General features: G+C 65.8%; 23 protein-coding genes and 1 pseudogene. 13 read left to right on the top strand and 11 right to left on the bottom strand.

Translation table 11 applies throughout. From position 1 onward, the window contains the following. Positions 1 to 128 precede the first annotated feature (128 nt). From FFS09_RS06640 to FFS09_RS06650, 3 genes are all read left to right on the top strand, one after another. Positions 129 to 578 (top strand): hypothetical protein, encoded by a 450-nt coding sequence (locus tag FFS09_RS06640; RefSeq protein WP_137918084.1) that lies wholly within the window; start codon positions 129 to 131, stop codon positions 576 to 578. A 2-nt stretch (positions 579 to 580) separates the two neighbouring features. Next, the gene (locus tag FFS09_RS06645) at positions 581 to 946 is read left to right on the top strand and encodes a hypothetical protein (protein WP_137918085.1); all 366 of its coding nucleotides are present in this window, start codon (positions 581 to 583) and stop codon (positions 944 to 946) included. Between the two features lie 824 nt (positions 947 to 1,770). Beyond that, a complete protein-coding gene (locus tag FFS09_RS06650) occupies positions 1,771 to 2,253 on the top strand; it encodes a helix-turn-helix domain-containing protein (RefSeq protein WP_252374265.1) in 483 nt (160 codons plus the stop codon). A 32-nt stretch (positions 2,254 to 2,285) separates the two neighbouring features. Here the strand turns inward: FFS09_RS06650 and fusA are convergent, their stop codons facing one another. From fusA to FFS09_RS06670, 4 genes are all read right to left on the bottom strand, one after another. After that, entirely contained in the window at positions 2,286 to 4,346 is a 2,061-nt protein-coding gene (gene fusA, locus FFS09_RS06655; protein ID WP_137918087.1) for an elongation factor G, read from the bottom strand. A 294-nt stretch (positions 4,347 to 4,640) separates the two neighbouring features. Continuing rightward, entirely contained in the window at positions 4,641 to 6,089 is a 1,449-nt protein-coding gene (locus FFS09_RS06660) for an IS1182 family transposase (RefSeq protein WP_137918088.1), read from the bottom strand. Between the two features lie 115 nt (positions 6,090 to 6,204). Beyond that, entirely contained in the window at positions 6,205 to 6,471 is a 267-nt protein-coding gene (locus FFS09_RS06665) for an XRE family transcriptional regulator (RefSeq protein WP_137918089.1), read from the bottom strand. Positions 6,472 to 6,711: 240 nt separating this feature from the next. Next, positions 6,712 to 7,716 carry a GlxA family transcriptional regulator gene (locus tag FFS09_RS06670; RefSeq protein ID WP_137918090.1) on the bottom strand — a complete coding sequence of 335 codons (1,005 nt, stop codon included), beginning with the start codon at positions 7,714 to 7,716 and terminating at the stop codon, positions 6,712 to 6,714. A gap of 26 nt (positions 7,717 to 7,742) precedes the next feature. On the opposite strand from FFS09_RS06670, the gene FFS09_RS06675 reads away from it, so the two are divergent. Continuing rightward, positions 7,743 to 8,894: a DJ-1/PfpI family protein gene (locus tag FFS09_RS06675; protein WP_137918091.1), complete on the top strand. Its 1,152-nt coding sequence runs from the start codon at positions 7,743 to 7,745 to the stop codon at positions 8,892 to 8,894. 57 nt (positions 8,895 to 8,951) lie between these two features. Next, entirely contained in the window at positions 8,952 to 9,425 is a 474-nt protein-coding gene (locus tag FFS09_RS06680; protein ID WP_137918092.1) for a VOC family protein, read from the top strand. 103 nt (positions 9,426 to 9,528) lie between these two features. Here FFS09_RS06680 and FFS09_RS06685 read toward each other — a convergent pair whose 3' ends face one another. Then, positions 9,529 to 9,783, bottom strand: coding sequence for a hypothetical protein (locus FFS09_RS06685; protein ID WP_137918093.1), 255 nt, complete (start codon positions 9,781 to 9,783; stop codon positions 9,529 to 9,531). Positions 9,784 to 9,834: 51 nt separating this feature from the next. Here FFS09_RS06685 and FFS09_RS06690 point away from each other — a divergent pair, with 51 nt between their 5' ends. Next, positions 9,835 to 10,068, top strand: a complete 234-nt coding sequence (locus FFS09_RS06690) for a dihydroxy-acid dehydratase domain-containing protein (RefSeq protein WP_252374267.1) — start codon at positions 9,835 to 9,837, stop codon at positions 10,066 to 10,068. A gap of 176 nt (positions 10,069 to 10,244) precedes the next feature. After that, positions 10,245 to 11,039, top strand: a complete 795-nt coding sequence (locus FFS09_RS06695) for an SDR family oxidoreductase (RefSeq protein ID WP_137918094.1) — start codon at positions 10,245 to 10,247, stop codon at positions 11,037 to 11,039. On the opposite strand, the gene FFS09_RS06700 is transcribed toward FFS09_RS06695, so the two are convergent. Continuing rightward, positions 11,036 to 11,959 carry a LysR family transcriptional regulator gene (locus FFS09_RS06700; RefSeq protein ID WP_171019891.1) on the bottom strand — a complete coding sequence of 308 codons (924 nt, stop codon included), beginning with the start codon at positions 11,957 to 11,959 and terminating at the stop codon, positions 11,036 to 11,038. The two genes, FFS09_RS06695 and FFS09_RS06700, sit on opposite strands and share 4 nt — an antisense overlap. A gap of 111 nt (positions 11,960 to 12,070) precedes the next feature. Between FFS09_RS06700 and FFS09_RS06705 the strand changes: the two genes are divergently transcribed. Then, on the top strand, positions 12,071 to 13,090 hold the full coding sequence (locus tag FFS09_RS06705; protein WP_137918095.1) for a zinc-binding alcohol dehydrogenase family protein: 1,020 nt from the start codon (positions 12,071 to 12,073) through the stop codon (positions 13,088 to 13,090). Between the two features lie 83 nt (positions 13,091 to 13,173). Here FFS09_RS06705 and FFS09_RS31675 read toward each other — a convergent pair. The 3 genes and pseudogenes from FFS09_RS31675 to ilvB form a co-directional block, all read right to left on the bottom strand. Then, a pseudogene (locus FFS09_RS31675) lies at positions 13,174 to 13,278 on the bottom strand (hypothetical protein); the annotation flags it as partial. Positions 13,279 to 13,340: 62 nt separating this feature from the next. Continuing rightward, positions 13,341 to 13,670 carry an H-NS histone family protein gene (locus FFS09_RS06715; RefSeq protein WP_171019892.1) on the bottom strand — a complete coding sequence of 110 codons (330 nt, stop codon included), beginning with the start codon at positions 13,668 to 13,670 and terminating at the stop codon, positions 13,341 to 13,343. Between the two features lie 162 nt (positions 13,671 to 13,832). After that, positions 13,833 to 15,602, bottom strand: coding sequence for a biosynthetic-type acetolactate synthase large subunit (gene ilvB / locus FFS09_RS06720; RefSeq protein WP_137918097.1), 1,770 nt, complete (start codon positions 15,600 to 15,602; stop codon positions 13,833 to 13,835). A 56-nt stretch (positions 15,603 to 15,658) separates the two neighbouring features. Here ilvB and FFS09_RS06725 point away from each other — a divergent pair, with 56 nt between their 5' ends. Beyond that, positions 15,659 to 16,171: an Lrp/AsnC family transcriptional regulator gene (locus tag FFS09_RS06725; protein ID WP_171019893.1), complete on the top strand. Its 513-nt coding sequence runs from the start codon at positions 15,659 to 15,661 to the stop codon at positions 16,169 to 16,171. Here FFS09_RS06725 and FFS09_RS06730 read toward each other — a convergent pair. Both FFS09_RS06730 and FFS09_RS06735 read right to left on the bottom strand, forming a co-directional pair. Next, positions 16,143 to 17,039, bottom strand: coding sequence for an alpha/beta fold hydrolase (locus tag FFS09_RS06730; protein ID WP_252374268.1), 897 nt, complete (start codon positions 17,037 to 17,039; stop codon positions 16,143 to 16,145). The genes FFS09_RS06725 and FFS09_RS06730 overlap by 29 nt on opposite strands. Positions 17,040 to 17,502: 463 nt before the next feature. Next, complete coding sequence (locus tag FFS09_RS06735; protein ID WP_137918098.1) at positions 17,503 to 18,933, bottom strand: FAD-binding oxidoreductase; 1,431 nt, start codon at positions 18,931 to 18,933, stop codon at positions 17,503 to 17,505. A gap of 146 nt (positions 18,934 to 19,079) precedes the next feature. On the opposite strand from FFS09_RS06735, the gene FFS09_RS06740 reads away from it, so the two are divergent. From FFS09_RS06740 to FFS09_RS06755, 4 genes are read left to right on the top strand one after another with little or no spacing between them, the layout of a single operon-like run. Then, the gene (locus FFS09_RS06740) at positions 19,080 to 20,132 is read left to right on the top strand and encodes a ketopantoate reductase family protein (protein WP_171019894.1); all 1,053 of its coding nucleotides are present in this window, start codon (positions 19,080 to 19,082) and stop codon (positions 20,130 to 20,132) included. Next, entirely contained in the window at positions 20,129 to 20,959 is an 831-nt protein-coding gene (locus FFS09_RS06745; protein WP_137918100.1) for an amidohydrolase family protein, read from the top strand. The genes FFS09_RS06740 and FFS09_RS06745 overlap by 4 nt, the downstream gene beginning before the upstream one ends. A 28-nt stretch (positions 20,960 to 20,987) precedes the next feature. Next, entirely contained in the window at positions 20,988 to 21,980 is a 993-nt protein-coding gene (locus FFS09_RS06750) for a TRAP transporter substrate-binding protein (RefSeq protein ID WP_137918101.1), read from the top strand. Beyond that, positions 21,980 to 22,525 (top strand): TRAP transporter small permease, encoded by a 546-nt coding sequence (locus FFS09_RS06755; protein WP_137918102.1) that lies wholly within the window; start codon positions 21,980 to 21,982, stop codon positions 22,523 to 22,525. Before FFS09_RS06750 ends, FFS09_RS06755 begins: the two co-directional genes overlap by 1 nt. Positions 22,526 to 22,533 lie beyond the last annotated feature (8 nt).

A 22,533-nucleotide genomic window follows, 5' to 3' on the forward strand; every position in this document is an offset into this window, starting at 1 on the left:
ATTAAAGTAATTCCATAGGTCATACTCCTATGTATGTTTATGTTGACTTGGAAAAAGAATGGGAATATTCTTGCGGCCACGAACGAGGGCAGCAGCCCTCGTGGACGGGAACATTTAGGAGACACCACATGAATGTGACGGATCACTTAGAAAAGATTGGCAAGCTGAAAGCTCTGCGAGAGCGACTCGATCCAGAGCAGGACTTCGAGCTATGGTTCTGGGCCGGCATGACTGCAGGCACGCACGCAGTGAATGCCGCCCTGCACGACGCAGGGGTCACCGCGGCTGAAGAAGCCTTTCCCACTCAGCCCGGCGTCTACTTGATGCCGCAGGCCGATGGATCGCTGCAGCCGGCTTTCCGGCCTTTGGGCGACGTGCTGCACGTGGGCCGTCCGAAAGTTGAGGCGCCGGTGCCAGAAGATGTTGCAACGATGATGCACCAGATGGAGATCATTGAGCACCACAGGGATCCCTGCTTGCGATACGGAGAGCCCGTGACGCCAGCCATCATCCGAGAATGCGACGAAGCTCTGCGTCATTGCCTCGAGCTCCTGTCCACCCGCGGAATAGGGGCATAACCATGCACATTGAACAGCACATCACCACGGCGCGGCGCATTGAGAACTCCCTGCAGAAGTGCGGCCCAGAGGACTATGAAATCAAGATCGAGGCGGCCATGCTCGCGGGGACTCACTGGCTGAATGTTGCGCTGCATCGCAGGGACGTCAACCCGGTGAGCAAGGACGTTTTCCATACCTACTTGCTGACGATCAATGAATTCCGCAGGTTGAGCGTCGCTGATGCCGAACTGGTGAATGCCCTTGCTGACATAGAAAACATTCGACCGCCCTTTGTCAGAGGTTCTTGGGCAGGCGGTGAGCAGGCCGCGGAGCGCGCACTGGCACTTCTCAGAAGCATTCGGAACAAGGCTTTGGCCGAAGGGTGAACCCGTCGAAGTGGGCAACACAAGGCGGTATGGTCGAGTGGCAGGAGGTCGCGATTCCTGCGGCAAAGGCTGACTACGGCGAGGTTGAGCGTGTGCTCAATCGCATCACACTCGAAGGCGACATCCCCCGCTGACCTTGCCGCAGGCGTCCTCGAGGTCCTCGATGCTGAACTGCGCAGATCTTGATGTGGACGAGCTCGTAGAAAAGCGCTGCACTGCACTTGCTTCGGGATGCGGTTCCCTCGGCGATCAAGAAGCTGCTTCAACACAGGATGGCCTGTCTCGCGTCGGCGATGCAGCCTTCACGCATTGCTTGGCCAGCGAGGCTTAAATCCTTCGATACCCCGGCTGGTGAATGCCGTAGTGAACCGCCAGCACCGCCTAGGGCATCGCACTGGTCAATGCCAAACGCATCTCCCGCGTCATGGCTGGGGCGGTAGGTACCGTGTCGGCACCAGTCCGCACGCACGCACGAGGGCCGCGTCGCCGTCACGCGCAGGGCCAGCTCGGAAGCTCCAAGCACACCTCGACTTCCTTGCGCCAGCGGCCACTTGGTCGCCAAAAACATGTCCGACCCCAGTCGCAAGAACTTTGGCAGCGACGTTGGCCAGTCGCATCAACTTTGGCACAGGCAGCCCCAACGCTGTGTCACGAGGCCCCGTAAGTCATTGAATTTGGTACGTGCCAAAGCAACTACTTTGGCGCCCTACGCGAAAACCTGGCTGGATGAACGCCGTGCTGCCAGCGGCAGGCCGTTCTTCTTCCCTTCGCCCCGCGTCCCCATCAATGCTCAGTTGAGACAAGCCTGTTGGCGCGTCCTGGACATGATGCTCACGCCGCATAGCGATCTGAAGGAGCGGCTTGAAATCGAGGTGGAGTCATTGATCAGTACCGCCATCGATGCCACGATGGCACCCGTGAGTCAGCAAGGCTTGCCCACCCGGACACCGTTGCTCGATCACCGGCTGCGTGCGGCTATCGCGTACATGCGCGAGCACATGGCTGAGCCCATTTCGGTGGAGGATGTGGCCGGCAAGGTAGGCCTGTCCCGCGCCCACTTCTTCTCGCTGTTTCGCGATCAACTGAACACCAAACCCCAGGTGTTCTGGAGCGCCGTCCGCGTGGAGGAAGTGGTGCGTCGCCTCGTTCTCCGTGAAGAGCCCTTGACATCGGTCGCGCTGGAGCTGGGCTTCTCCTCGCCAGGCAACTTCTCGCGATTCTTCAAGGAGCATATGGGGGTGTCTCCCTCGCAGTTCCGCCGGGTCGCTTCAGGAGGAGATTCGCACCCAATCACGGGCGTTTCCTAAACCTGTTCGTGATCAAGTAGCGCTGAACTCTCCTAGTCCTCTTCGCGTACCCGATACTGGCCCATCAGCGTCTGCTGGACGGCCGGCGGCACGGCTTCGTAGTGTGACAACGCGATGGTGTATCGGCCCTGGCCGCTGGTCATCGCATGGAGCCGCGACTGGTAGTTGGCCAGTTCGACCTCGGGCACCTGCCCACCGATGGACACCGTGCCGCCGCCCTGGGCCGACGTACCGGTGACCAGGCCGCGCCGCGACGACAGGTCGCTCGTGATGTCGCCAACGGAATGCTCGGGCACGGTGATCTCGATCTGGACGATCGGCTCGAGCACGGCTGCCCGGGCCTCGCGGATCGCGGCCATGAAGGCTTTGCGACCGGCGGTCGCAAAGGCGATGTCCTTGCTGTCCACGCTGTGGTGCTTGCCGTCGTACACCACGACGCGCACGTCGACCACGGGGTAGCCGGCGATCGCGCCGTACGCCAACACTTCGCGCACGCCCTTCTCGACCGCGGGGATGAACTGGCCCGGGATCGCACCGCCCCTGACTTCGTCGGCGAATTCGAAACCCGCACCACGCGCCAGCGGCTCGATGCGCAGGAAGACTTCGGCGAACTGGCCGGCGCCGCCGGTCTGCTTCTTGTGGCGGTGGTGGCCCTCGGCCGGCGCGGTCACGGTCTCGCGGTAGGCGATGCGCGGCGGCCGCGTCTGGACCTCGAAGCGGTACACCTCGCGCAGGCGTTCGAGCACGATGCGCAGGTGCAGCTCGCCGAGCCCGTGGAGCACCGTCTCGTTGGTCGCGGCCACGTGATCGATGCGCAGGCACGGATCCTCGGCTGCGAGCTTGCCGAGAATCTCCCAGGCGCGCTGCTCGTCGCCATGGCGCTTGGGCTCCACGGCCAGGCCGTACACCGGTACGGGGAACGACAGCGGCGCAAGATGCACGTGGCTGTCTTCGGCCGCATCGTGCAGCACGGCATCGAAATGGATCTCCTCGACCTTGGCCACCGCCACGATGTCGCCGGGCAGCGCGCGCGACACCTCGACATGGTCCTTGCCCTGGAGCATGAACAGGTGCCCCACCTTGAAGGGCTTGCGGCCGTCGCCGATGTAGAGCTGGCTGTCGCGCGTGACTGTGCCCTGATGCACGCGGAAGACGCCCATCTTGCCGACATAGGGGTCGATGGTGACCTTGAACACGTGCGCCAGCACGTGCAGCGACGGATCGGGCAGGGCCTTCATGGGCTGGGCTTGCGCACCTTCGTCAACGATGAATTCCGGCGGGTTGCCCTCGGTTGGGTCGGGCAGGAGCTTGACGATCACATCCAGCAGCTCGGCCACGCCGGCGCCGCTGCGCGACGAGACGAAGCACACCGGGATCAGGTGGCCTTCGCGCAGCGCCTGCTCGAGCGGCGCGTGCAGCTCCGCCGAGTCCACGTCGCCTTCCTCGAGGTAGCGGTCGACGAAGGCCGCGTCGACCTCGACCACCTGCTCGACCAGTGCGCGGTGTGCCGCTTCGACGGGGCCGAAGTCGGAGCGCCCGAACCGGTTGAAGAAGCAGTCGATCACCTGCCTGCCGACGCCGTCGGGCAGGTTCAGCGGCAGGCATTCGCGGCCGAAGGTGGCCTGGATGTCGGCCAGCAGGCCCGCCAGCGAGACGCCTTGCGCGTCGATCTTGGTGACAATGATCATGCGGGCAAGGTGGCGCGAGGCCGCGTACTCCATCATGCGCACCGTCATCGGCTCGATGCCGGTGGCGGCATTGATGACCACCGCCGCCGTCTCGACCGCCTCCAGCGCTGGCAGGCTCTGGCCGAGGAAGTCGGGGCCGCCGGGCGTGTCGATGAAGTGGATGCGCGTGCCGGCATGCGTGAGGTGCATCACCGATGCGTTGAGCGAGTGCTGCATCCGGCGCTCCAGCGGGTCGTGGTCGCTGACGGTGCTGCCGCGCTCGATGCTGCCGCACGCTCCGATGGCCCCCGCCTTGTACAACAAAGCCTCGGCGAGGGAACTCTTGCCGGCGGCCGCGGCGCCCACAAGCGCCAGCGTTCGCACGGCTTTCATTTCGGCCGCGAGGCCGTTCGATCGGCTTGGCATGGTTGGGTCTCCTTTGCGCGTCCCCGGAAGGCCGGCCCGGCGGCCCGCAGGGGCTCGGGTGTTGCGCGTGGACGTCGGGCCAGCGTACGGGATTGACCGTACTGATGCAAGTTGATTGCGCCACCGGCGGCAATCGCTGGAGGCCGTGTGATAACTCCCTGGGAGCCTGAGCGAGTTACGCGCAGGTTGCAGATTTTTCGGTTTCTTCGAATTAACGCCGTCTGAGAGACGCCAAGGCGATGTTGGAGCCCTCTCGGGCCCGTATTTCGGGCCTGCAGCGACCGCAAAGGGCGCCTATGCACCCAACAACCGCATCGCTTTCTTGCTCCCCTCAAAGCCCAGGATGCTGAGGACGCGTTTGAAGTTGTAAGCCAGCACGTTCAGGCTCATCTCGGTTGCCACGTTCTGGATGCCTCGGGTCAGGAAGTGCGTCCAGCCCATCCAGTGCTTGAGGGTGCCGAACACATGTTCTACGGTGCTCTTGCGCACCGTCATGGCGTTGGGCATCTGGTCCAGCCGTTGCTGGGCCTTATCCATGACTTGCTCATGCTCCCATCGCCTGATGCGTCGGTAGTCGCCCGTTGTGCATTGCGCCTTCATGGCACAGCCAGGGCAGGCACTGGACCAATAGATGCTGATCTGCAGTCCAGCCTCTTCGCGGCTGAAGCGGCGAATCGCCCGCTGGCCCGCAGGGCATTGGTACTCGTCGTCGCGAGCGGTGTAGATGAAATCTGTCTTGTCGAACCGGCCCTCTGCCCGCGCATTGGATGTCATGGGCTTGGGCACAAGCGCTGCAATCCCGCTGTCGTCACATGTCTTGAGCTGCATGCTGTTGTAGTAGCCGCGGTCAGCGATGGCCATCAATCTGCGCTTGCCCATCGCATCGCGCGCGGCCAAAGCGATCGCACTGAGTTGTGAACGGTCACTGCCGTTGTTGGTGACCTCGTGGGCGACGATCAGATGGTTCTTCGTGTCCACCGCTGTCTGCACGTTGTAGCCCACCATGGCCGTGCCTTTGGCGCTGTGGGTGGTCATGGCTCGTGCGTCAGGGTCGGTCTGGGAGATCTGCCGATCAGGCACCCTCTCCAGTTGCGCCTTGACGACTTGAAGGTCTTGCAGTCGCTGGCGCATCTTTTGAATCTTGCCCTGCAGGCGCTCGGTCTTTACCTGCATCTCAACGGGCTGGGTTCGATCTGCAGTCTCCAAGGCATCAAGGTAGCGCTGGATGCTCTCCTCCAATTCCCGCTCGCGGCGCTCGATCTTGCCTGGCGTGTAGTTGCGCTCGCGATTGTTGACCGCCTTGAACTTGCTGCCGTCGATGGCCACAACGGCGTCGGTGAACAGCTTCAACTCGCGGCACAGCATCACGAAGCGACGGCAGACATTGCGGATGCCTTTACCGTTGTCGCGGCGGAAGTCCGCGATGGTCTTGAAGTCAGGGGCGAGCCGGCCCGTCAGCCACATCAGCTCCACGTTGCGCTGGCATTCGCGCTCCAGCCTGCGGCTTGACTGGATGCGGTTGAGGTAGCCGTAGAGGTACAGCTTCAACAGCACCGAGGGGTGATACGAAGGCCGGCCCGTTGCAGCCGGCTTTGCGCCATCGAAACCCAAACCGACCAGGTCCAACTCATTGATGAAGACGTCCACGATCCGGACCGTGTTGTCTTCTGCAATGAAGTCATCCAGGCACTCCGGCAACAACGTGACCTGCTGCCTGTCCTGACCTTCGATGTACCTCGACATATTGACCCCCGTGTCCAATATGCCTATGAACTCTACCGAGTTCAACTTCAGGCTGGGAGAGGGTTTTCACACAGCCTCGCTGCACAGCAGCTGTCCGGACCTTCTGGATGTCACGTCAAGATCCGGGTAGGTGTAGCTTCGTTGCGATGCCGTACAGCGCGAGCAACCCCAACACATGCCCGATGGCAACACCCGGCTCCCCTGCCTCGACTCGGGCGATCATCTGAACATGCACGCCCAAGCGAGCGGCAGCAACCGCTTGACCCTCGCCGGCGTTCGTCCGGGCCAGTCTGGCCGCGAGGCCCATGTCCTTGATGGCCTGGAGCGCGTCGCCATCGATGGAGACGTATTGCGAACCCCTGTCGCTGTGATGCACCAACATGAACCGCCCCGTGTCGTGGAGGCCGGTTGGTGTAAGTCAGGCAGCGGTCGCAGCCTGATTGTCGAGATGAACGGAAGAGGCTTCACGCCGGAAGTCCAGTGGCATGAACTTTGGCAGCGAAGTAGACCAGTCTCACCAACTCTGACCCGAACCGGGCCCGCCCTATGGCACGAGGTCTTGTAAGTCCTTGATTTCTAGGATGCGCCAGAGCAACTACTCTGGCGCCCTACGGTCCCGACGTCAAGCGCGTTCGCGATAGGTGCGTGGCGTGACGCCATGCTCTCGCCGGAACGCGCGCTGAAACGCATCGACTGAGCGGAAGCCGCTGCTGCTCGCGATCTTGTCCTGCGTCCAGTGCGTCTGTCGCAACAGTCGCGTTGCGGTCTTCACTCGGGCCTGCTCGACGAAGCGGGCTGGTGTGGTGCCGGCTTCGGCCGCAAACGCGCGGGCGAACTGCCGTTCGCTCATGTGCGCTCGCTCGGCAAGTGCGCCCACCGAAAGGTCCTCGCCCGGATGAAGGCCGATCCATGCAATGAGGTCGCGCAGGCGATGCCGCACTGCCGACTGCGCCTGCAACGTGTCGCTCAGTTGCGTCTGATCGCCTGCGCGAAGCAGTGGCAATGCCAGCGTGCGCGCGATGTCCATCGACACGTCGCGCCCGACGTCGTCTTCCACCAAGGCCAGCGCCAACTCGATGCCGGTCGTGACGCCCGCCGATGTCCACACCGGGCCATCGCGCACATACACGAGACCGCGCTCCACGCACGCCTGCGGCCGCATCGTCTGCAACTGGTCGCACACGCGCCAGTGCGTGGTTGCCCGGCGGCCGTCGAGCAACCCCGCCGCGGCGAGCGCGAAAGCGCCGCTGCACACGCTGGCCACACGCCGGACACCAGGGGCAACTTTCGACAGCCAGGCGCTTACTTCATGGTCGACGATGGCGGCGCGCACGCCCGCTTCTTCGCCGCCCGCAACGATGATCGTATCGATGCGGTTCGGCAACTCGTCAAGACGGCAGAAACCGCTGAGGCTCAGTCCGGCGTTCGTCACAACCGTGCCGCCGGTGGCTGACGCGGTGTGAAGGCGATACGTTCCGGGACGAAGGTGCTCGGCCTTGGTGAAGACGCTGGCCGGCCCGGCGACATCGATCGCTTCGGCACCATCGAAAGCGACAAGCACCACGTCGATGGCAGAATGCGCGGCCTTTTCGTCCTTGCACGCTGGAGTCAGACTACGTAAGGTCACGGCTTGATTCGGATTCTGGAGTGGCGATGTTCAGATCGATGGCGATGATCGTATCGTGTACTGCGGCGTTGTTGGTGGCCGGTTGCAGTGCGGGCATGGATATGCCGCCGGCACCCACGGACCCAGCCCTGCGCGAACAGCAAACGCAGGCCTTCGTGCGCGCCATGAAGCCCCGCCACGCGGGCCGACCCGTGGTGGCGATTGTTTCGCTCAACGAGGGCACCGAAACCACCGACTTTCTGCTGACGCACGCGGTGCTGCAGCGCGCCGACGTGGCCGACGTGAAGGCGGTGGCGTCGCGACGCGGACGGGTCGATCTGTTCCCCGCGCTTCAGGTGGAAGTGCCGCACGACTTCGAAGGTTTTGACCGCGTTCACCCCTCGGGGGCTGACTACGTGATCGTGCCGGCGATGAGCAACGATGCTGATCCCGCCGTCACGGCCTGGGTGCGACGCCAGGCCGAAAACGGCGCGCGCATCGTCGGTGTGTGCAACGGCACCTTGGTGGTCGGCAGCGCCGGGCTGCTCGACGGCCGCCGCTTCGCTGGCCACTGGTCTTCGCGCGGCAAGGTACTGGAGCGCCACCCTGGGTCGATCCATGTGCCGCACCAACGCTACCTGGTGGATCGAGACGTGGCCACCACGACCGGTATCACGGCATCCATTCCGGTCGCGCTGGCCCTGGTGGAGGCAATGGGTGGGCGCGAGAAGGCTGCGGCGGTCGCCGCCGAACTGGGCGCAATCTCCTGGAGTCCGGAGCACGACAGCGCACCCTTCGCGCTCACCGTGCGCCGAGGTGTGCGCTATCTGCTCAACAAGGCGCCGTTCTGGCCACATGAGCAGTGGGGTGTGGAAGTGCGCGATGGCATGGACGATATCGCTCTGGCACTGACAGCCGACGCCTGGTCCCGCACGGGGCGGGTGAGCGTGCACGCGGAATCGGCGTCGTCGGACGCCGTGGCGTTGCGCAGCGGGATCGTGCTCGTCGCAGAACGTCCCAGCCACGAAAGGCAACGCCTGCCCATCACGGCCACGATGAAGCCCTTGCAGCAAATGGATGCCACGCTGTGCCGGATTCAGAAACGCTTCGGCGTGTCGTACCGTGAGTGGGTCGTGCTTGAGATGGAGTACTCCGGTGCACCCATGTCTGTCGATTCGGGTGCCTGCCGATCGTCGTGATATTGAAGGCGGGCGAGTTGTCTGTCCATCCATCCACCCAAGCAAAGGAGCAACGCCATGACCAGTTCCATTCGTACCTGCCTCTGGTTCCGCGACGGGCGGGGCCGTGAGGCCGCTGATTTCTACTGTTCTCTGATCCCGGGAAGCCGGGTCGAGACGACCTTTTCAGGCGATGCGGGGCACGGCGCCTTCTCGGTGATCGATTTCTCGCTCGGCGGGGTGCCCTATCAGATTCTCGATGCCGGGCCGGTCTTCACGCTCACCGAGGCGGTGTCGATTTCGGTCGCGACGGATGACCAGGCCGAGACCGACCGGCTGTGGGCGGCGCTGACGGCGGACGGCGGCGAGGAGAGCGTCTGCGGCTGGCTCAAGGATCGCTACGGGGTGTCCTGGCAAGTCTTCCCGCGGCGGCTGACCGAGTTGACGACAAGTGCCGACAAGAAGGTGTCTGCCTCGGCGATGGCAGCGATGATGAATCAGCGGAAGATAGATATCGCCGCGATCGAAGCAGCGGTTCGTGAGGCGGTGTAAGCGGTTGGCCGCACCGTCGGGCACTGCTCAGCCGCACGGTGCGGAGTGCCGTTGGACGCTTCACGCCGCAGGTACAGATCAACTGGCGCCCTATGGCCGATTTTTACCTTGTCTGAAGCTCTGGGGCCCAGGAGCGCACGCACAGTTTTACTGAAATATTCGGGTCAAACCAAGGCACGGGTCCGCTGGGCGTCTGGATCGAAAGACCGAAGACATTGTCTGCTGGGCGGCTCTCGGCATTGAAAAAATGCGCGGCGGCTTCGGTTGAGACCAGCGCCGGTGACAACAGGAAGCCGGTCCGACCCGCCTCGCGCAGAAACCGGAAATCGCGACTCCCCATCGGCGTGGCGATCGTCATGCGAAGAACGGGGGGCCGGTCAACACGCCCAGGATCCGCCCGAACCAAGTGGTGCTGCCCGAAGCCGCAGACGGCGACCCGACCGCACTGGTGCGCGACGGCGACACCGTGGCCATCGACATCGCGCGACGCCAGGTGGATCTGTTGCTGGACGCCTCCGAATGGGAATCTCGCCGCGCGGAGCTGCCTGCGTTCGTACCGAGCGAGAAAAAGGGCTGGCTGAGCCTATATCAGCATCTCGTGCCGCCCTTGTCCAAGGGCGGCACACTGAAGGCGGGAGCCTGATCCGCTGTCGTTGAGCCAACGAATGCAAGAGTCCCTACTCGCTCCTCGTTTCACCGAGGCAATTGGGTAAAGTCTGGCACCGGTCGCGCTTTGACACGACCCGGGCCAGCCCTATGGCCCAAGGCACCCTACAGTACGCACATCCCGCCACCCTCGTTGCCCACCATCGAATCGCCATGGATCTCCAGCTCAAGAACCAACACGTTGTGATCACAGGAGGCAGCAAAGGCATCGGGCTCGCCTGTGCATTCGGGTTTCTCGCGGAAGGCGGCAAGGTGACCTTGGTGGCCAGGGGACGGCCTGCGCTGGAAGCCGCCAAAGCAAGCCTGTTGACCGCCTGGCCCGCATCGCGCGTCCACATCGTCAGCGCAGATCTTGCGGATGCGAAGAGCGCCGAAGTTGCCGTGAACGACGCGGAGAAAACGCAGGGCCCCATCGACATCCTCGTCAACTCGGCCGGTGCCGCGCGGCGCACCGTGCCTGCGGAACTCACGCCGCAGCAATGGCGTGACGCCATGGACGCGAAGTTCTTCACCTACGTCAACGTCATCGACCCGGTCATCAAACGCATGGCGGCACGGGGAACGGGATCGGTGCTCAACGTGGTCGGCATGGGCGGCAAGCTGGCTTCGCCCACGCACCTGCCGGGTGGGGCCGCCAATGCGGCGTTGATGTTGCTCAGCGCGGGCCTGGCAAACGCGTATGGACCGCTCGGCGTCCGGGTCAATGCGGTCAACCCCTCGATCACGCACACCGAGCGAATGGACGCGGGCCTTGCCGTCGACGCGAGCGCCAACAACATCACCCGAGACGAAGCGCTCGCGCGCATGACCGCTCGAATGCCGTTGGGTCGCGTCGCCACCTCGGAGGAGGTCGCCAACGCCGTGCTGTTCTTGTGTTCACCACGCGCCAGCTATATCTCGGGCTCGATTCTTTCGATCGATGGCGCTGTGACGCCGATGGTCGTCTAGGAACGCTTGCCCGAGGTGGCCGCCAACGCCGCCGTGCGCAACACCACGAAATCGCGCAGGCTGCGCATCAGTGGCGTGAGTTGACATCGGCTTGGCATCACGAGAAACAGCGACACGGCTTCGGTGGTCCAGTCGGTGCACAGCGCCTGCAGGCGGCCTTGCGCGAGGTCGTCGGCGACGTCGAAAAACGACTTGTAGGCAATGCCCCTGCCGAGCAAGGCCCAGCGCCGCACCACGTCGCCGTCGTTGGCCACGTTGACGCTCTTCACCCGCACCGTGATCTCCGGCGCGCCATCTTCGCGCGAGAAACGCCAACGGTCGTGCACCTCGTCGTGGAGCATGAAACACACGCAATCGTGTTGCACCAGTTCGTGCGGCGTGGCGGGCGCGCCGTGCCGCTGCAGGTAGGCCGGCGAGGCGCACAGCACGCGGCGGTGCGAAGCCGCCAGCGACAGGGCCACGAGGTTGGAGTCCGGCGGTTTGCCATAACGAAAGGCCGCGTCGACCGGCTCGCTGTAGACGTTGGCCCGGCTGTCCGACAGCAACAGGCGGATGTCCACCTGCGGGTGCGTGTCCTGGAACGCGTCGAGCCAGGGCAGCAGCACGTTTCGACCCAGATCCGATGGCGCGGCAAGTCGCAACGTGCCGCGCAAGCCGTGCTCGCCCGCGGCCAGTTGCTGGCTGGCCTGTTGCAGTGCCTCCAGCGCCGGGCGGCACTGCTCAAGGAAACGCTCGCCCTCTTGCGTGAGCCGCAGGCTGCGCGTGGAGCGCACGAACAGTGGCACGCCCAGCTCGGCCTCCAGGCGCTTGAGTGCGGCGCTGGTGGCCGCGGGTGTGAGATCGAGCAGGCGCGCGGTGGCCGACAGGCTGCCGCTGTCGACCGTGCGCACGAAGATGTCCAGGTCTTGCAGGGCTTTCATGGTCACCATATTCAAACATCCTTTGAAGCTGCCTTCATGGTTTCACCACTTTTTCAATCAAGGCACTCGGTTCAAGATCGCGCTTTTCACCTTGACCTTGAAAGCACGCCCATGAAAGCCGTTGGATACCAGAAGCCCCAAGCCATCAGCCTGCCCGACGCGCTGATCGACATCACGCTGCCCGAACCCGTGGCCACCGGCCGCGACCTGCTCGTGGACGTGAAGGCGGTCTCGGTGAACCCCGTGGACACCAAGGTGCGCGCCAACAGTGCACCGGCCGCGGACCAGGACTACAAGGTACTGGGCTGGGACGCGAGCGGCATCGTCCGTGCCGTGGGGCCGGAGGTCACGCTGTTCCAACCGGGTGATCGCGTCTGGTACGCCGGCTCGATCGCACGCCCCGGCACCAATAGCGAACGGCACCTGGTGGACGAGCGCATCGTCGGCCACATGCCGGCCTCACTCGACTTCGCGCAAGCCGCCGCGCTGCCGCTCACGGCCATCACCGCGTGGGAAATGCTGTTCGACCGCCTGGGCATCGCGCCGGGCAAGTCGCCCGACGCCCGAACCCTGCTCATCATCGGCGCCTCGGGCGGCGTGGGCTCCATCCTCACGCAACTGGCCACGCGATTGACCAGCCTCACCGTGATCGGCACCGCATCGCGGCCCGAAACGCAGGCCTGGGTGAAAGAACTCGGCGCGCACCACGTGATCGACCACGGCAAGCCGATTGCCGAAGAACTGCGGCGCGTCGGCTTCCCCACCGTGGACCACATCGTGAGCCTCACGCAGACCGACGCGCATTTCGCGCAGATCGTCGAAGCCATCGCGCCGCAGGGCAAGTTCGGGTTGATCGACGACCCCACGTCGCTGGACATCACGAAGTTCAAACGCAAGTCGGTCTCGGTGCACTGGGAGCTGATGTTTACCCGCGCGCTCTTCGGCACCGCCGACATGATCGGCCAGCACCGCCTGCTCAACGAAGTGGCCGCGCTGGTCGACGCCGGCCTGATCCGCACCACGCTGGCCGAGCACTTCGGCCCCATCAACGCCGCCAACCTCCAGCGCGCCCACGCGTTGATCGAATCGGGCAAGGCGCGCGGCAAGGTGGTGCTGGAGAACTGGGGCTGAGGCTTACTCCGGCACGATCCCCGCCTGCTTGATCGGCTTTTCGGCGTAGGCCTCCAAGGGCCATGGACCTTGCAGCGCGGTCGTCAAACCGCCGACCGTATGGCATCCCAGCTCAACCCGAACTTCAGCAGGAATTTGCGCAGCCGGTCTGCGTCGTTGACCACCGTGCGCTGCGTGCGCGACTGGTTCGAATACCCGGCCGGGAAACCGGCAATGGATATGTCTCGCCGCCCCTTGTCGCGTTCGCGCCCTACCAGACCAGAAACGCCTCTTTCTGCTGGCCTGCGTCCAGGTAGGCCTGCAGCCAGCGCGGCACACGGCCTTTGCCGCTCCAGGTGTTTTCCGTGTTCGCCGGGTCGCGGTACTTCACCACCCCGGCGTCTTTCTTGGGCAGGTACGGCTTCAGGGCATCGATGGCTTCCCGTATGGTGAAGCCTGCCGCGGTGGTCTTCTTGGCGTAGGCATCGGCCAGCACCTTGATCTCCTCAACCCGCTTCACAGCAATTTGCTGCTGGACGTCCTCGATCATCTTTTGAAGTTCGGCGTAGGAGAGCTTGGATACGTCTGCGGGGATTGCCATGGTGTGGTTCGCTGGATTGCAAGGAGATGCGTGAACTTGTGGGTCGCTCTGCGGTGATCTTGCCAGATGGCATGGATGCGCCATCTCAAGCCGAGGACGATTTTGCCAAAGTGGTTGTAGCGATCCAGCGCGCCCACCGCTCTGACCGCTTTCACAGGCCCATCAAGCGGAATCGTCGCAATACCAGCGGTCGTCGGCCAGCATGACCTCGTGGTGGCCACGGCCGGCGGGCATCATGGGGTAGCAGTTTTCCTGTGCGGCGACGCGCACGTCCAGAAAGAAGGGACCGTCGTGGGCCAGGCATTCGGCGAGCGCTTCGTCGAGTTCCCGTGGATGGTCGACACGCCGCGCGCCCCAGCCGAAGGCGCGCGCCAGCGCCACGAAATCGGGCAGGGCCGCGTTCCAGCTGTGGCTCAGGCGGTTGCCGTGGTTGAGCTGCTGCCACTGGCGCACCATGCCCATGTAGCCGTTGTTGCACAGCACCAGCTTGACCGGCGTGGCGTGCTGCACCGCGGTCGACAGCTCCTGGATGTTCATCAGCACCGAGGCGTCGCCGCTCACGCAGACCACGGTCTTGTCGGGGTGCGCGATCTGCGCGCCGATCGCCGCCGGCAGGCCGTAGCCCATGGTGCCAGCGCCGCCCGAGGTGAGCCAGCGCCGCGGCCGTTCGATGGCCAGGTGTTGCGCGGCCCACATCTGGTGTTGGCCCACGTCGGTGGAGACGATGGCGTCGCGCCCTTCGAGTTGTGTCCGCACCGCGCGCATCAACTGCTGCGGCAGGACGGTGGTGTCGCTGGGCGTGAAGGCCAGGCAGTCGGCCGAACGCCAGTGCCCGATGCGCGCCCACCACGGGTCCAGACGTTCGGCCGGCAGCGGTGCGGGCAACAGGGCGGTGAGCGCCTCCAGCACTGCGTCGCAGTCGCCCGCCAAGGCCACGTCGACCGGGATCACCTTGCCGATGTTGCCGGGGTGGATGTCGATGTGGATCTTGCGCGCGCGCGGCGCGAAGTCGCTCAGGCGGCCGGTGATGCGGTCGTCGAACCGCGCGCCGACGCAGACGATCAGGTCGGCGTGGTGCATGGCCAGGTTGGCCTCCACGGTGCCGTGCATGCCCAACATGCCGAGGAAGTTGGGGTCGGACGTGGGCATGGCGCCCAGGCCCATCAGCGTGAGCGTGGTGGGCAAGTGCCAGTCGCGCGCCAGTGCCGTGAAGCGCTCGCACGCCGTTTCGCCCGCGTTGATGAGGCCACCGCCGCCGTACAGCACGGGGCGTTGCGCCTGCGCGATGAGCATGGCGGCGGCGTGCAGAGATTCCTGCGGCGGTAGCGCGGGCGCAGGCGACACGACCGGCACTTCGGCCGGCGCCGCCGCATCGACGCGCTGCAGCTGCACGTCCTTCGGCAGGTCCAGCAGCACCGGCCCGGGCCGGCCCCCGAGCGCAATGCGCACCGCTTCGCGCACCGCCTCGGCGATATCGTTCGCGTCGCGCGGCTGGTGGTTCCACTTGGTCACCGGGCGCGAGATGCCCAGCGCGTCGCATTCCTGAAACGCCTGTGTGCCGATCACGCCCGAGGCGACCTGCCCACTGATGCACAGCACCGGCACCGAATCGCTGATGGCATCGAGCAGGCCCGAGATGGTGTTGCCCACGCCGGGCCCCGAGGTGACCAGCACCACACCCAGGCGGCCGGTGGTGCGCGCGTAACCCTCGGCCGCGTGCACGGCGGCCTGCTCGTGGCGCACCAGCACATGGCGGATCGCGGGCTGGCCGTGCAGCGCGTCGTACAGCGGCAGCGCCGCGCCGCCGGGGTAGCCGAAGATCGTGTCGACACCGCAGGCGACCAGTGTGTCGAGCAGGGTTTCGGCACCGTTGCGCGCGGTGCAGGCTTCGGCGGCCGAGGTCAGGGGGTTTTCGAGGGATTCGGTTTTCATGCGCAGATTTTTCTCAATCCCGGCCAAAATGTGCTTCTTTGTTCGGAGGCCAAACCATGGCAACGTCGAAAATCATTCGGAAAAATGCGGCTGAAGAAGAAAAACCACCGGTTCTGTTCGACAAGCACGACCTGGCCATCCTGCGCGAGCTGCTGGAAGACTCGCGCCGCACGCTGCAGGAGATCGGCGCGGCGGTGAAGCTTTCGCCCACCACCTGCTGGAGCCGCATCAAGCGACTGGAGGCCGAGGGGGTGATCCGGCAGTACCGCATCGAGCTGGACCGCACGCGCCTGGGCTACCGCGACACGGTGATCGTGCAGCTCACCCTGGAGAGCCACACCGACGAGACGCTGTTCCAGTTCGGCCGCGTGCTGGCCGAGATCCCCGAGGTGATGGACGCCTACCTGGTGTCGGGCGACTACGACTACTACATCCGCATCGCCGTGAAAGACACGCGCGACTACGAGCGCCTGTTGCGCGAAAAGCTCTACAAGATCCCGGGCATCCGACACAGCAAGTCCAGCTTCGTGTTGCGCGTGCTCAAGGATGGACAGGTGCCGGTGGGCTAGCACTCAGCCACTGCCGGAGGATCTGATTGCAAGCGCTGGCCGCCTCGTACTGAACCCAGTGCCCGGCGTCGGGCACCAGCGTCATGCCACGGAACCCGGGGCATGCGTCCAGAACAGCGCGCACGCTCGGCCATGCATCGCGGTAGAGCGTGTCCTGCGCGCCGAACACGGCGCTGGTGTCGCACCCAATGTGGGCCAACGCCCGGGCAAAGGCGTCCGTGGTGACCAGCCGGCGCCGGCGCATGCGGTCTCGCGCGGCATTGGCGGCCTGCAGGGCCACCGTGTGCGCGTCAATCGCGCACGGGTCGTGGAACATGATGGCCGCGAGATTGGCGCGGTGCACATCGGCCTGCTCGGCCGCACTGGACAGGTGCTGCCAGGGACGCAGTGCCACCCCCTTGCCACTGCGCAGCGGCAACACGGGTGGTCCCACCAGCAACAGCCGTCGCACGCGGTCGGGATGCGCGGCCGCCAGCAGGCTGGCGACGAGACTGCCGAAGGAGAACGCCACCATGTCGCGCGAAGCCCGACCCAACAACACCTCCATGCCCTGCAGCAAGGGTGCGACCACTGCGTCCGCGTCGGCCTGATCGCCCAGGCTCGCCGAGTCGCCGAAGTTGGGCAGGTCGGGAATCCACGCCGAACGCCCCGCGTCCACGATGGTGTCGATGTTGCGCAGCCAGTGGGTCCAGCTGCCGCTGCCGCCGTGCAGCAGCAGCACCGGCTCGCCCTCGCCCCAGCGCCGCCAGACCATGACGCCATCGCCACAGGGCGTCTCGTGGCGCGAGGTGTCTGACGGGAACGAAGGGGCGAGGGCGTGCACACCTTTGATGATGGACCACCTTCGCGTGGCCTGCAGTAAGGGCATGCGCAAGGGTTCAACATGTGAAACACCCGACAGCGCCTGGGCCACGCAGCCGCACGGCGCGCGTTACCGTCGTGCGCATGATGTTCACGTACACGTTCACGCTCAGGAATGACCGCATCCCGCCGCAGGGTGCGAGGGAGCGCCCGGTCCGAGGGGTCTGTGGTGTCTAGAGACCAGGTGCGTTCTCTCAAACGCAGCCTGCGTCGAGGGCGCTGCGACGCGGCAAGCCCATGCGACCAGAACGCTGCACGCGCGAGCGCGTTGGCGTTGCTGGCGCGCAGCCTGCGGATGGGGCACGTCCGTCTCGCCCTGCTGCGCTTGCTGGATGCCGCCCTGTGTGGCGCCCTCGTGACGCCAGAACAATGGCGCACCTGCCGGCAGATCGCCATGGCCAGCGCGGACCCGCGCTGCCTGGCGGCATTCGAGCAGGCGCGACGAATGTCGCAGGCCTGCCAGGGCGCGCTCAACCCGCCGACAGCGGCCTCAACACCTTCCCGGGGTTCATCAAGCCCAGCGGATCGAGCGCCTGCTTCAGCCCCTGCATGAGCGCGAGTTCCACGCCATCCTTGTAGCGCGCGTTCTCGTCGCGGCGCAATTGCCCCAGGCCGTGCTCCGCGCTGATCGAGCCGCTGTGCGCGTGCACCAGATCGTGCACCAGGCGGTTGACGTCACCTTGTCCGGCGCAGAAGGCCAGCGCATCGGTACCAACGGGCGCAAGCACATTGAAATGCAGGTTGCCATCGCCCAGGTGGCCAAACCACGCCATGCGCGCGCCCGGGAAACCGAGCTGCACGTGCTTCACGGCGGCATCGACGAAGGCCGCGACACGCGAGATGGGCACGGAAATGTCGTGCTTGATGTGCGGCCCTTCCTTGGCTTGCGCTTCCGAAAGGTGTTCGCGCAAGGCCCACAGCGCGCGGGACTGCGCCACCGATTCTCCGATCACGCCATCGGTGGCGATCTCGTCCTCGAGCGCCTGTTCCAGCACGAACGACAAGGTGTCGCGCGCATGTTGCTCGCTCTCGTGGTCGCTCATCTCGATCAGCGCCACCACGGGCACGAGCGTCTCGAAAGGCCAGCGCATCTCGGGGAAATGCCGCTGCAGCACCGGCACGCAGGCCGCCGAAATGACCTCGAACGCGGTGAGCGCGGGCCCCAGGTCCGCGCGCACGCGGTTGAGCAGTTGCACGGCGTTGTCGATCGAGGGCAGCGTCAGCATCGCGGTGCGTCGGGCCGCTGGTGGCGGAAACAGCTTGAGCACCGCCGCCGTGATGACCCCGAGCGTGCCTTCCGATCCGATGTAGAGCTGCTTGAGGTCGTACCCTGTGTTGTCCTTGCGCAGACCGCGCAGGCCGTTCCAGATGCGGCCGTCGGGCGTCACCACCTCCAGGCCAAGCGTCAGGTCGCGCGCATTGCCGTAGCGCAGCACGGCGGTGCCTCCGGCGTTGGTGGCCAGGTTGCCACCGATCGTGCAACTGCCTTGCGCCGCCAACGCCAGCGGGAACAGGCGCCCCACCTCGCTGGCGGCCACCTGCACCGCTTCCAGCACGGCGCCGGCCTCGACTTCGATGGTGTCGTTAAGCGCATCGGTCTGGCGAATGCGGTTCAGCCGCCGCGTGCTCAACACGATCTGCGTGCCCGTGCCGTCCGGTGTGGCACCACCGGACATGCCGGTATTGCCGCCCTGCGTGACCACAGGGATGCGATGCGCCGTCGCCAGTTGCAGCACCGCGGCGACCTCGGCCGTGCTGCCCGGGCTCACCACCGCCGCGGCCTGTCCCACGTACTTGCGGCGCCAGTCCACGGCGTAAGGGGCGATGTCTGTCGGTGCGGTGAGCACGTGGCGTTCGCCCACACAGGCCGCGAGGGACGCGAGGAGTTCAGATCTGTTCATGGGCACATGGTGTCGGACGCTGGTGACCGCGCGGCGCGTCCGCCACACCGGAAGTTCACAAGATGAAACAGCGCAGGTGGCACCGTCTTCCTCGACGCAGAAGGCCCGCGTAAGGTCCGCTGCATGTCATTCGCAAAGGAATTCCAGTGAGCAAGGTATGTATCGTCGGCGCCGGTGCGGTGGGTGGGTACGTGGGTGCGCATGCCACACGTTCGGGCATCGAAACGCTGCTGGTGGACGCCTGGCCCGAGCATGTGGAGGCCATGCGGCGGGACGGCCTGAAGGTGCAGGGCATGAACGGCGCGGGCTCGGTGCACACACCGGTGCGCGCGCTCCATGTGGGCGATGTGCCCCAGCTGTCGCGCGAAGCGCCCATCGATGTGGCCTTCATCTCGGTCAAGGCCTACGACACGGCCTGGGCCACCCAGCTGATCCTTCCGTACCTGGCGCCGTCGGGCTGCATCGTGTCGCTGCAGAACGGCATCAACGAAGACGTGATCGCGGGCATCGCCGGTTGGGGTCGTGTGCTGGGCTGCTCGGTGAGCGCGCTGGCCGCGGAGTTGATGGGGCCTGGATTCATCGTGCGCAACTCCCCGCTGGGCGACGAGAAGAAGCCGGGCATGCGCATCGGCGAGGCGCATGGCCAGATCACACCGCGCGCCGAGGCGATCGGACAACTGCTGGCGCACGGCGACTCGTGCAAGGTGACCACGAATCTGTGGGGCGAACGCTGGTCCAAGCTCACCATCAACGCGATGCGCAACGGCGTGTGCGCGCTCACCGGCATGACCGGCAAACAACGCGACACGGATGCCCGCGCGCGCGAGCTGAGCATCCGCCTGGGGAGTTCCTGCATCCGCGTGGGCCGCGCGCTCGGCCTGGCGCTGGAGCCCGCGGGCGGTCTCGACCTCGATCTGCTGGCGCGCGCCGAAGAGGACCGGGCAGCGCTGGACGCCATCACCCACATGATCATGGAAGTGGCGAACTCGCGCAGCGACGCGCAACGCCCTTCGATGGGCCAGGACATCCGCAAAGGCCGGCGCACCGAGATCGATGCCATCAACGGGCTGGTGGCACAGCGCGGCGACCAGCTGGGCATCGACGTCACGCTGCACAAGCGCGTGGGCGAAACCATTCGGCGCATCGAGCGCGGCGAAGCGGTGCCCAGTCCCGATCACCTGGCGGGCATCCTGGCATGAGCGGCGCCGCACGTTGGCCCGCGGGCAGTTGCGACTGCCACTTCCACGTCTTCGACGCGGCGCGCTACCCCTATGCCGAGGGTCGGCACTACACGCCCCCTGACGCACCGCTGGCGGCGTACCTGGCGATGTGCGAATCGGTGGGCATTCAGCGCGGCGTGCTGGTGCACCCCACGGTCTTCGGCGCGGACCACCGCAGCTTCGAGGACATCCTCGCAGCACACCCGAAGCGCCTGCGCGGCGTTGCCGTGGTGTCGCCGGACACCCCCGAAGCCGACATCGCCCGCTGGCATGCGCTGGGCGCGCGCGGCACGCGCGTGACCACCATCTTCCAGGGGCCGGACCTGGGTCGCATCCGCGAGATCGTGGCGCGCGTGAAACCCTTTGGCTGGCATCTGCAGATCCTGGTCGACGTGGTGGACCACCCCCACCTGGTGGCGCAGGTGCGCGACCTGGACGTGACCGTGGTGGTCGACCACATGGGCCACCACGGCGCGCAGGCGCTGCTCGCCAGCCGGGGCTTTGCCAACCTGCGCGCCCAACTGCTCGCCAGCGAGGTCTGGACCAAGCTGTCCGCGCCCTACCGCCTCTCGGCCGACAGCGGCCGCGACCCGCTGGTGGGCGAGGTGGCGCAAGCGCTGCTGCGCGCCAACGCCGGCCGCCTGGTCTGGGGCAGCGACTGGCCCCACCCCACCAGCCCCCACCCCGTGCCCAGCGACGAGCGCCTCGCGGCGCTCGCGCTCGAGTGGCTACCCGACGAGGCCACGCGCCAGGCCGTGCTCGTGCGCAACCCCCAACGCCTTTACTGGGGCGACGGGGCCGATTGATTCCTTCCACAAGACCGGAGACAACACCATGCAACGCAAGAACTTCATCGCCCTCGCCATCGCCGCGCTGGCCATCGCCACCGCGCCCGCTGCGCTCGCGCAACAGAAGGCCGTCATCAAGCTCGGCTGGGCCACGGCCGACAGCCCGCAGGACCCGTCCGCCGTGGGGGCCCACGCGTTCAAGAAAGCACTGGAGGCGGCCAGCAAAGGCAGCATCGATGTGCAACTGTTTCCCAACCGCCAGCTCGGTGACGAGAAGCCGATGATGGAAGGCATGCGCTTTGGCACCGTCGACGCGGCCATCATCACCAACGCCGTGGTCGCGCAGCTCGAGCCCGGCTTCCAGCTCAACGACCTGCCCTTCCTGTACGCCAACGAAGCGCAGGCGCGTAAGGTGCTCGACGGCAGCGTGGGGGCCGAACTCGGCAAGCGCCTGGAAGCCAAGGGCATCACGGTGCTGGGCTTCATGGAAGCGGGCTTTCGCAACATGATCAACAACAAGAAGCCCGTGCGCTCGCCCGCCGACGTGACCGGCGTGAAGTACCGCGTGATGCAGAACCCGGTCTTCATCGACATGTTCAATTCGCTCGGGGGTTCGGCCGTGCCCATGGCCTGGGGCGAGACCTTCACCGCCGTGCAGCAAGGCACCATCGACGGCCTCGAACTGCCGCTGGCATTCATCGATTCGCTCAAGGTCTACGAGGTCACCAAGTACCTCTCGCAGACCAACCACACCTACACCACGCTCGAGCTGCTGATCGGCAACCGCGCGCTCGCCAAGCTCTCGACCGAACAACGCTCGGCGGTGCAACAGGCCGCCAAGGTGGCCGTGGCCGAGCAGCGCAAGGTGAGCCTGGAGAACGCGCAGCAGATGGTCGCGGTGCTGCGCGGCAAGGGTATGCAGGTCAACACGGTCGACGATCCCGCGGCCTTCCGCAAGGCGGTTGCCCCGGTGTACGAGAAGTTCCGCGGCAGCATCGGCCCTGAGCTGCTGGCCGCCGCGCTCGACCAGGTGAAGTGATGGGCGCCCACACCGCCGCGGCCGCCACCGCCGCAGCCCCGCGCGGTGCGCGGGGCGCGCTGCACGCCGCCTGCGGCGCGCTCGCCACCGCCGTGCGCTGGCTGGTGATCGCGCTGGCCATCGCGATGCTGGTGGCGCTGGCCGGGCAGGTGCTCATGCGCTACGCCTTCGACCGCGCGCCCAGCTGGACCGAAGAGTTCGCCATCACCTGTTTCGGCTGGTCCATGTTGCTGGCCATCGCGCTCGGTGTGCGCGACGGCATCCACGTGCGCATGGACCTGCTGGTGGAGCTGCTGCCACCCGGCGCGCAGCTCGCGCTCGAGCGGCTCATGCTGCTGTTGATCGCGGGCTGTGGCGGCTTCCTGGTGTGGGCCGGCGTGCACTACGCGCAGGACACCGCGGGCGCGGTCTCGGCCGCCATGGGCTACCCCCTGACCTGGCTGTACGCGAGCGCGCCCGTGAGCGGCGCGCTGGTGTGCCTGTTCGCCCTGGAACGTATCGCGGGTTACCGCCCGCCCGAGAGCGAAGCGCTCTCGGCCACCTGAAGACCACC

The sequence above is a fragment of the Hydrogenophaga sp. 2FB genome, from assembly GCF_005503365.1.
GTDB lineage: Bacteria > Pseudomonadota > Gammaproteobacteria > Burkholderiales > Burkholderiaceae_C > Hydrogenophaga.

Coding starts and splice junctions, on each gene's coding strand:
- FFS09_RS06675 (WP_137918091.1), top strand. CDS start 7,743: ATGTTCAGATCGATGGCGATGATCGTATCGTGTACTGCGGCGTTGTTG.
- FFS09_RS06650 (WP_252374265.1), top strand. CDS start 1,771: ATGATGCTCACGCCGCATAGCGATCTGAAGGAGCGGCTTGAAATCGAG.
- FFS09_RS06745 (WP_137918100.1), top strand. CDS start 20,129: ATGAGCGGCGCCGCACGTTGGCCCGCGGGCAGTTGCGACTGCCACTTC.
- FFS09_RS06665 (WP_137918089.1), bottom strand. CDS start 6,471: ATGTTGGTGCATCACAGCGACAGGGGTTCGCAATACGTCTCCATCGAT.
- FFS09_RS06705 (WP_137918095.1), top strand. CDS start 12,071: ATGAAAGCCGTTGGATACCAGAAGCCCCAAGCCATCAGCCTGCCCGAC.
- FFS09_RS06730 (WP_252374268.1), bottom strand. CDS start 17,039: ATGCCCTTACTGCAGGCCACGCGAAGGTGGTCCATCATCAAAGGTGTG.
- FFS09_RS06680 (WP_137918092.1), top strand. CDS start 8,952: ATGACCAGTTCCATTCGTACCTGCCTCTGGTTCCGCGACGGGCGGGGC.
- FFS09_RS06700 (WP_171019891.1), bottom strand. CDS start 11,959: ATGAAAGCCCTGCAAGACCTGGACATCTTCGTGCGCACGGTCGACAGC.
- FFS09_RS06695 (WP_137918094.1), top strand. CDS start 10,245: ATGGATCTCCAGCTCAAGAACCAACACGTTGTGATCACAGGAGGCAGC.
- FFS09_RS06750 (WP_137918101.1), top strand. CDS start 20,988: ATGCAACGCAAGAACTTCATCGCCCTCGCCATCGCCGCGCTGGCCATC.
- FFS09_RS06640 (WP_137918084.1), top strand. CDS start 129: ATGAATGTGACGGATCACTTAGAAAAGATTGGCAAGCTGAAAGCTCTG.
- FFS09_RS06725 (WP_171019893.1), top strand. CDS start 15,659: ATGGCAACGTCGAAAATCATTCGGAAAAATGCGGCTGAAGAAGAAAAA.
- fusA (WP_137918087.1), bottom strand. CDS start 4,346: ATGCCAAGCCGATCGAACGGCCTCGCGGCCGAAATGAAAGCCGTGCGA.
- FFS09_RS06755 (WP_137918102.1), top strand. CDS start 21,980: ATGGGCGCCCACACCGCCGCGGCCGCCACCGCCGCAGCCCCGCGCGGT.
- FFS09_RS06735 (WP_137918098.1), bottom strand. CDS start 18,933: ATGAACAGATCTGAACTCCTCGCGTCCCTCGCGGCCTGTGTGGGCGAA.
- FFS09_RS06660 (WP_137918088.1), bottom strand. CDS start 6,089: ATGTCGAGGTACATCGAAGGTCAGGACAGGCAGCAGGTCACGTTGTTG.
- FFS09_RS06645 (WP_137918085.1), top strand. CDS start 581: ATGCACATTGAACAGCACATCACCACGGCGCGGCGCATTGAGAACTCC.
- FFS09_RS06715 (WP_171019892.1), bottom strand. CDS start 13,670: ATGGCAATCCCCGCAGACGTATCCAAGCTCTCCTACGCCGAACTTCAA.
- ilvB (WP_137918097.1), bottom strand. CDS start 15,602: ATGAAAACCGAATCCCTCGAAAACCCCCTGACCTCGGCCGCCGAAGCC.
- FFS09_RS06685 (WP_137918093.1), bottom strand. CDS start 9,783: ATGACGATCGCCACGCCGATGGGGAGTCGCGATTTCCGGTTTCTGCGC.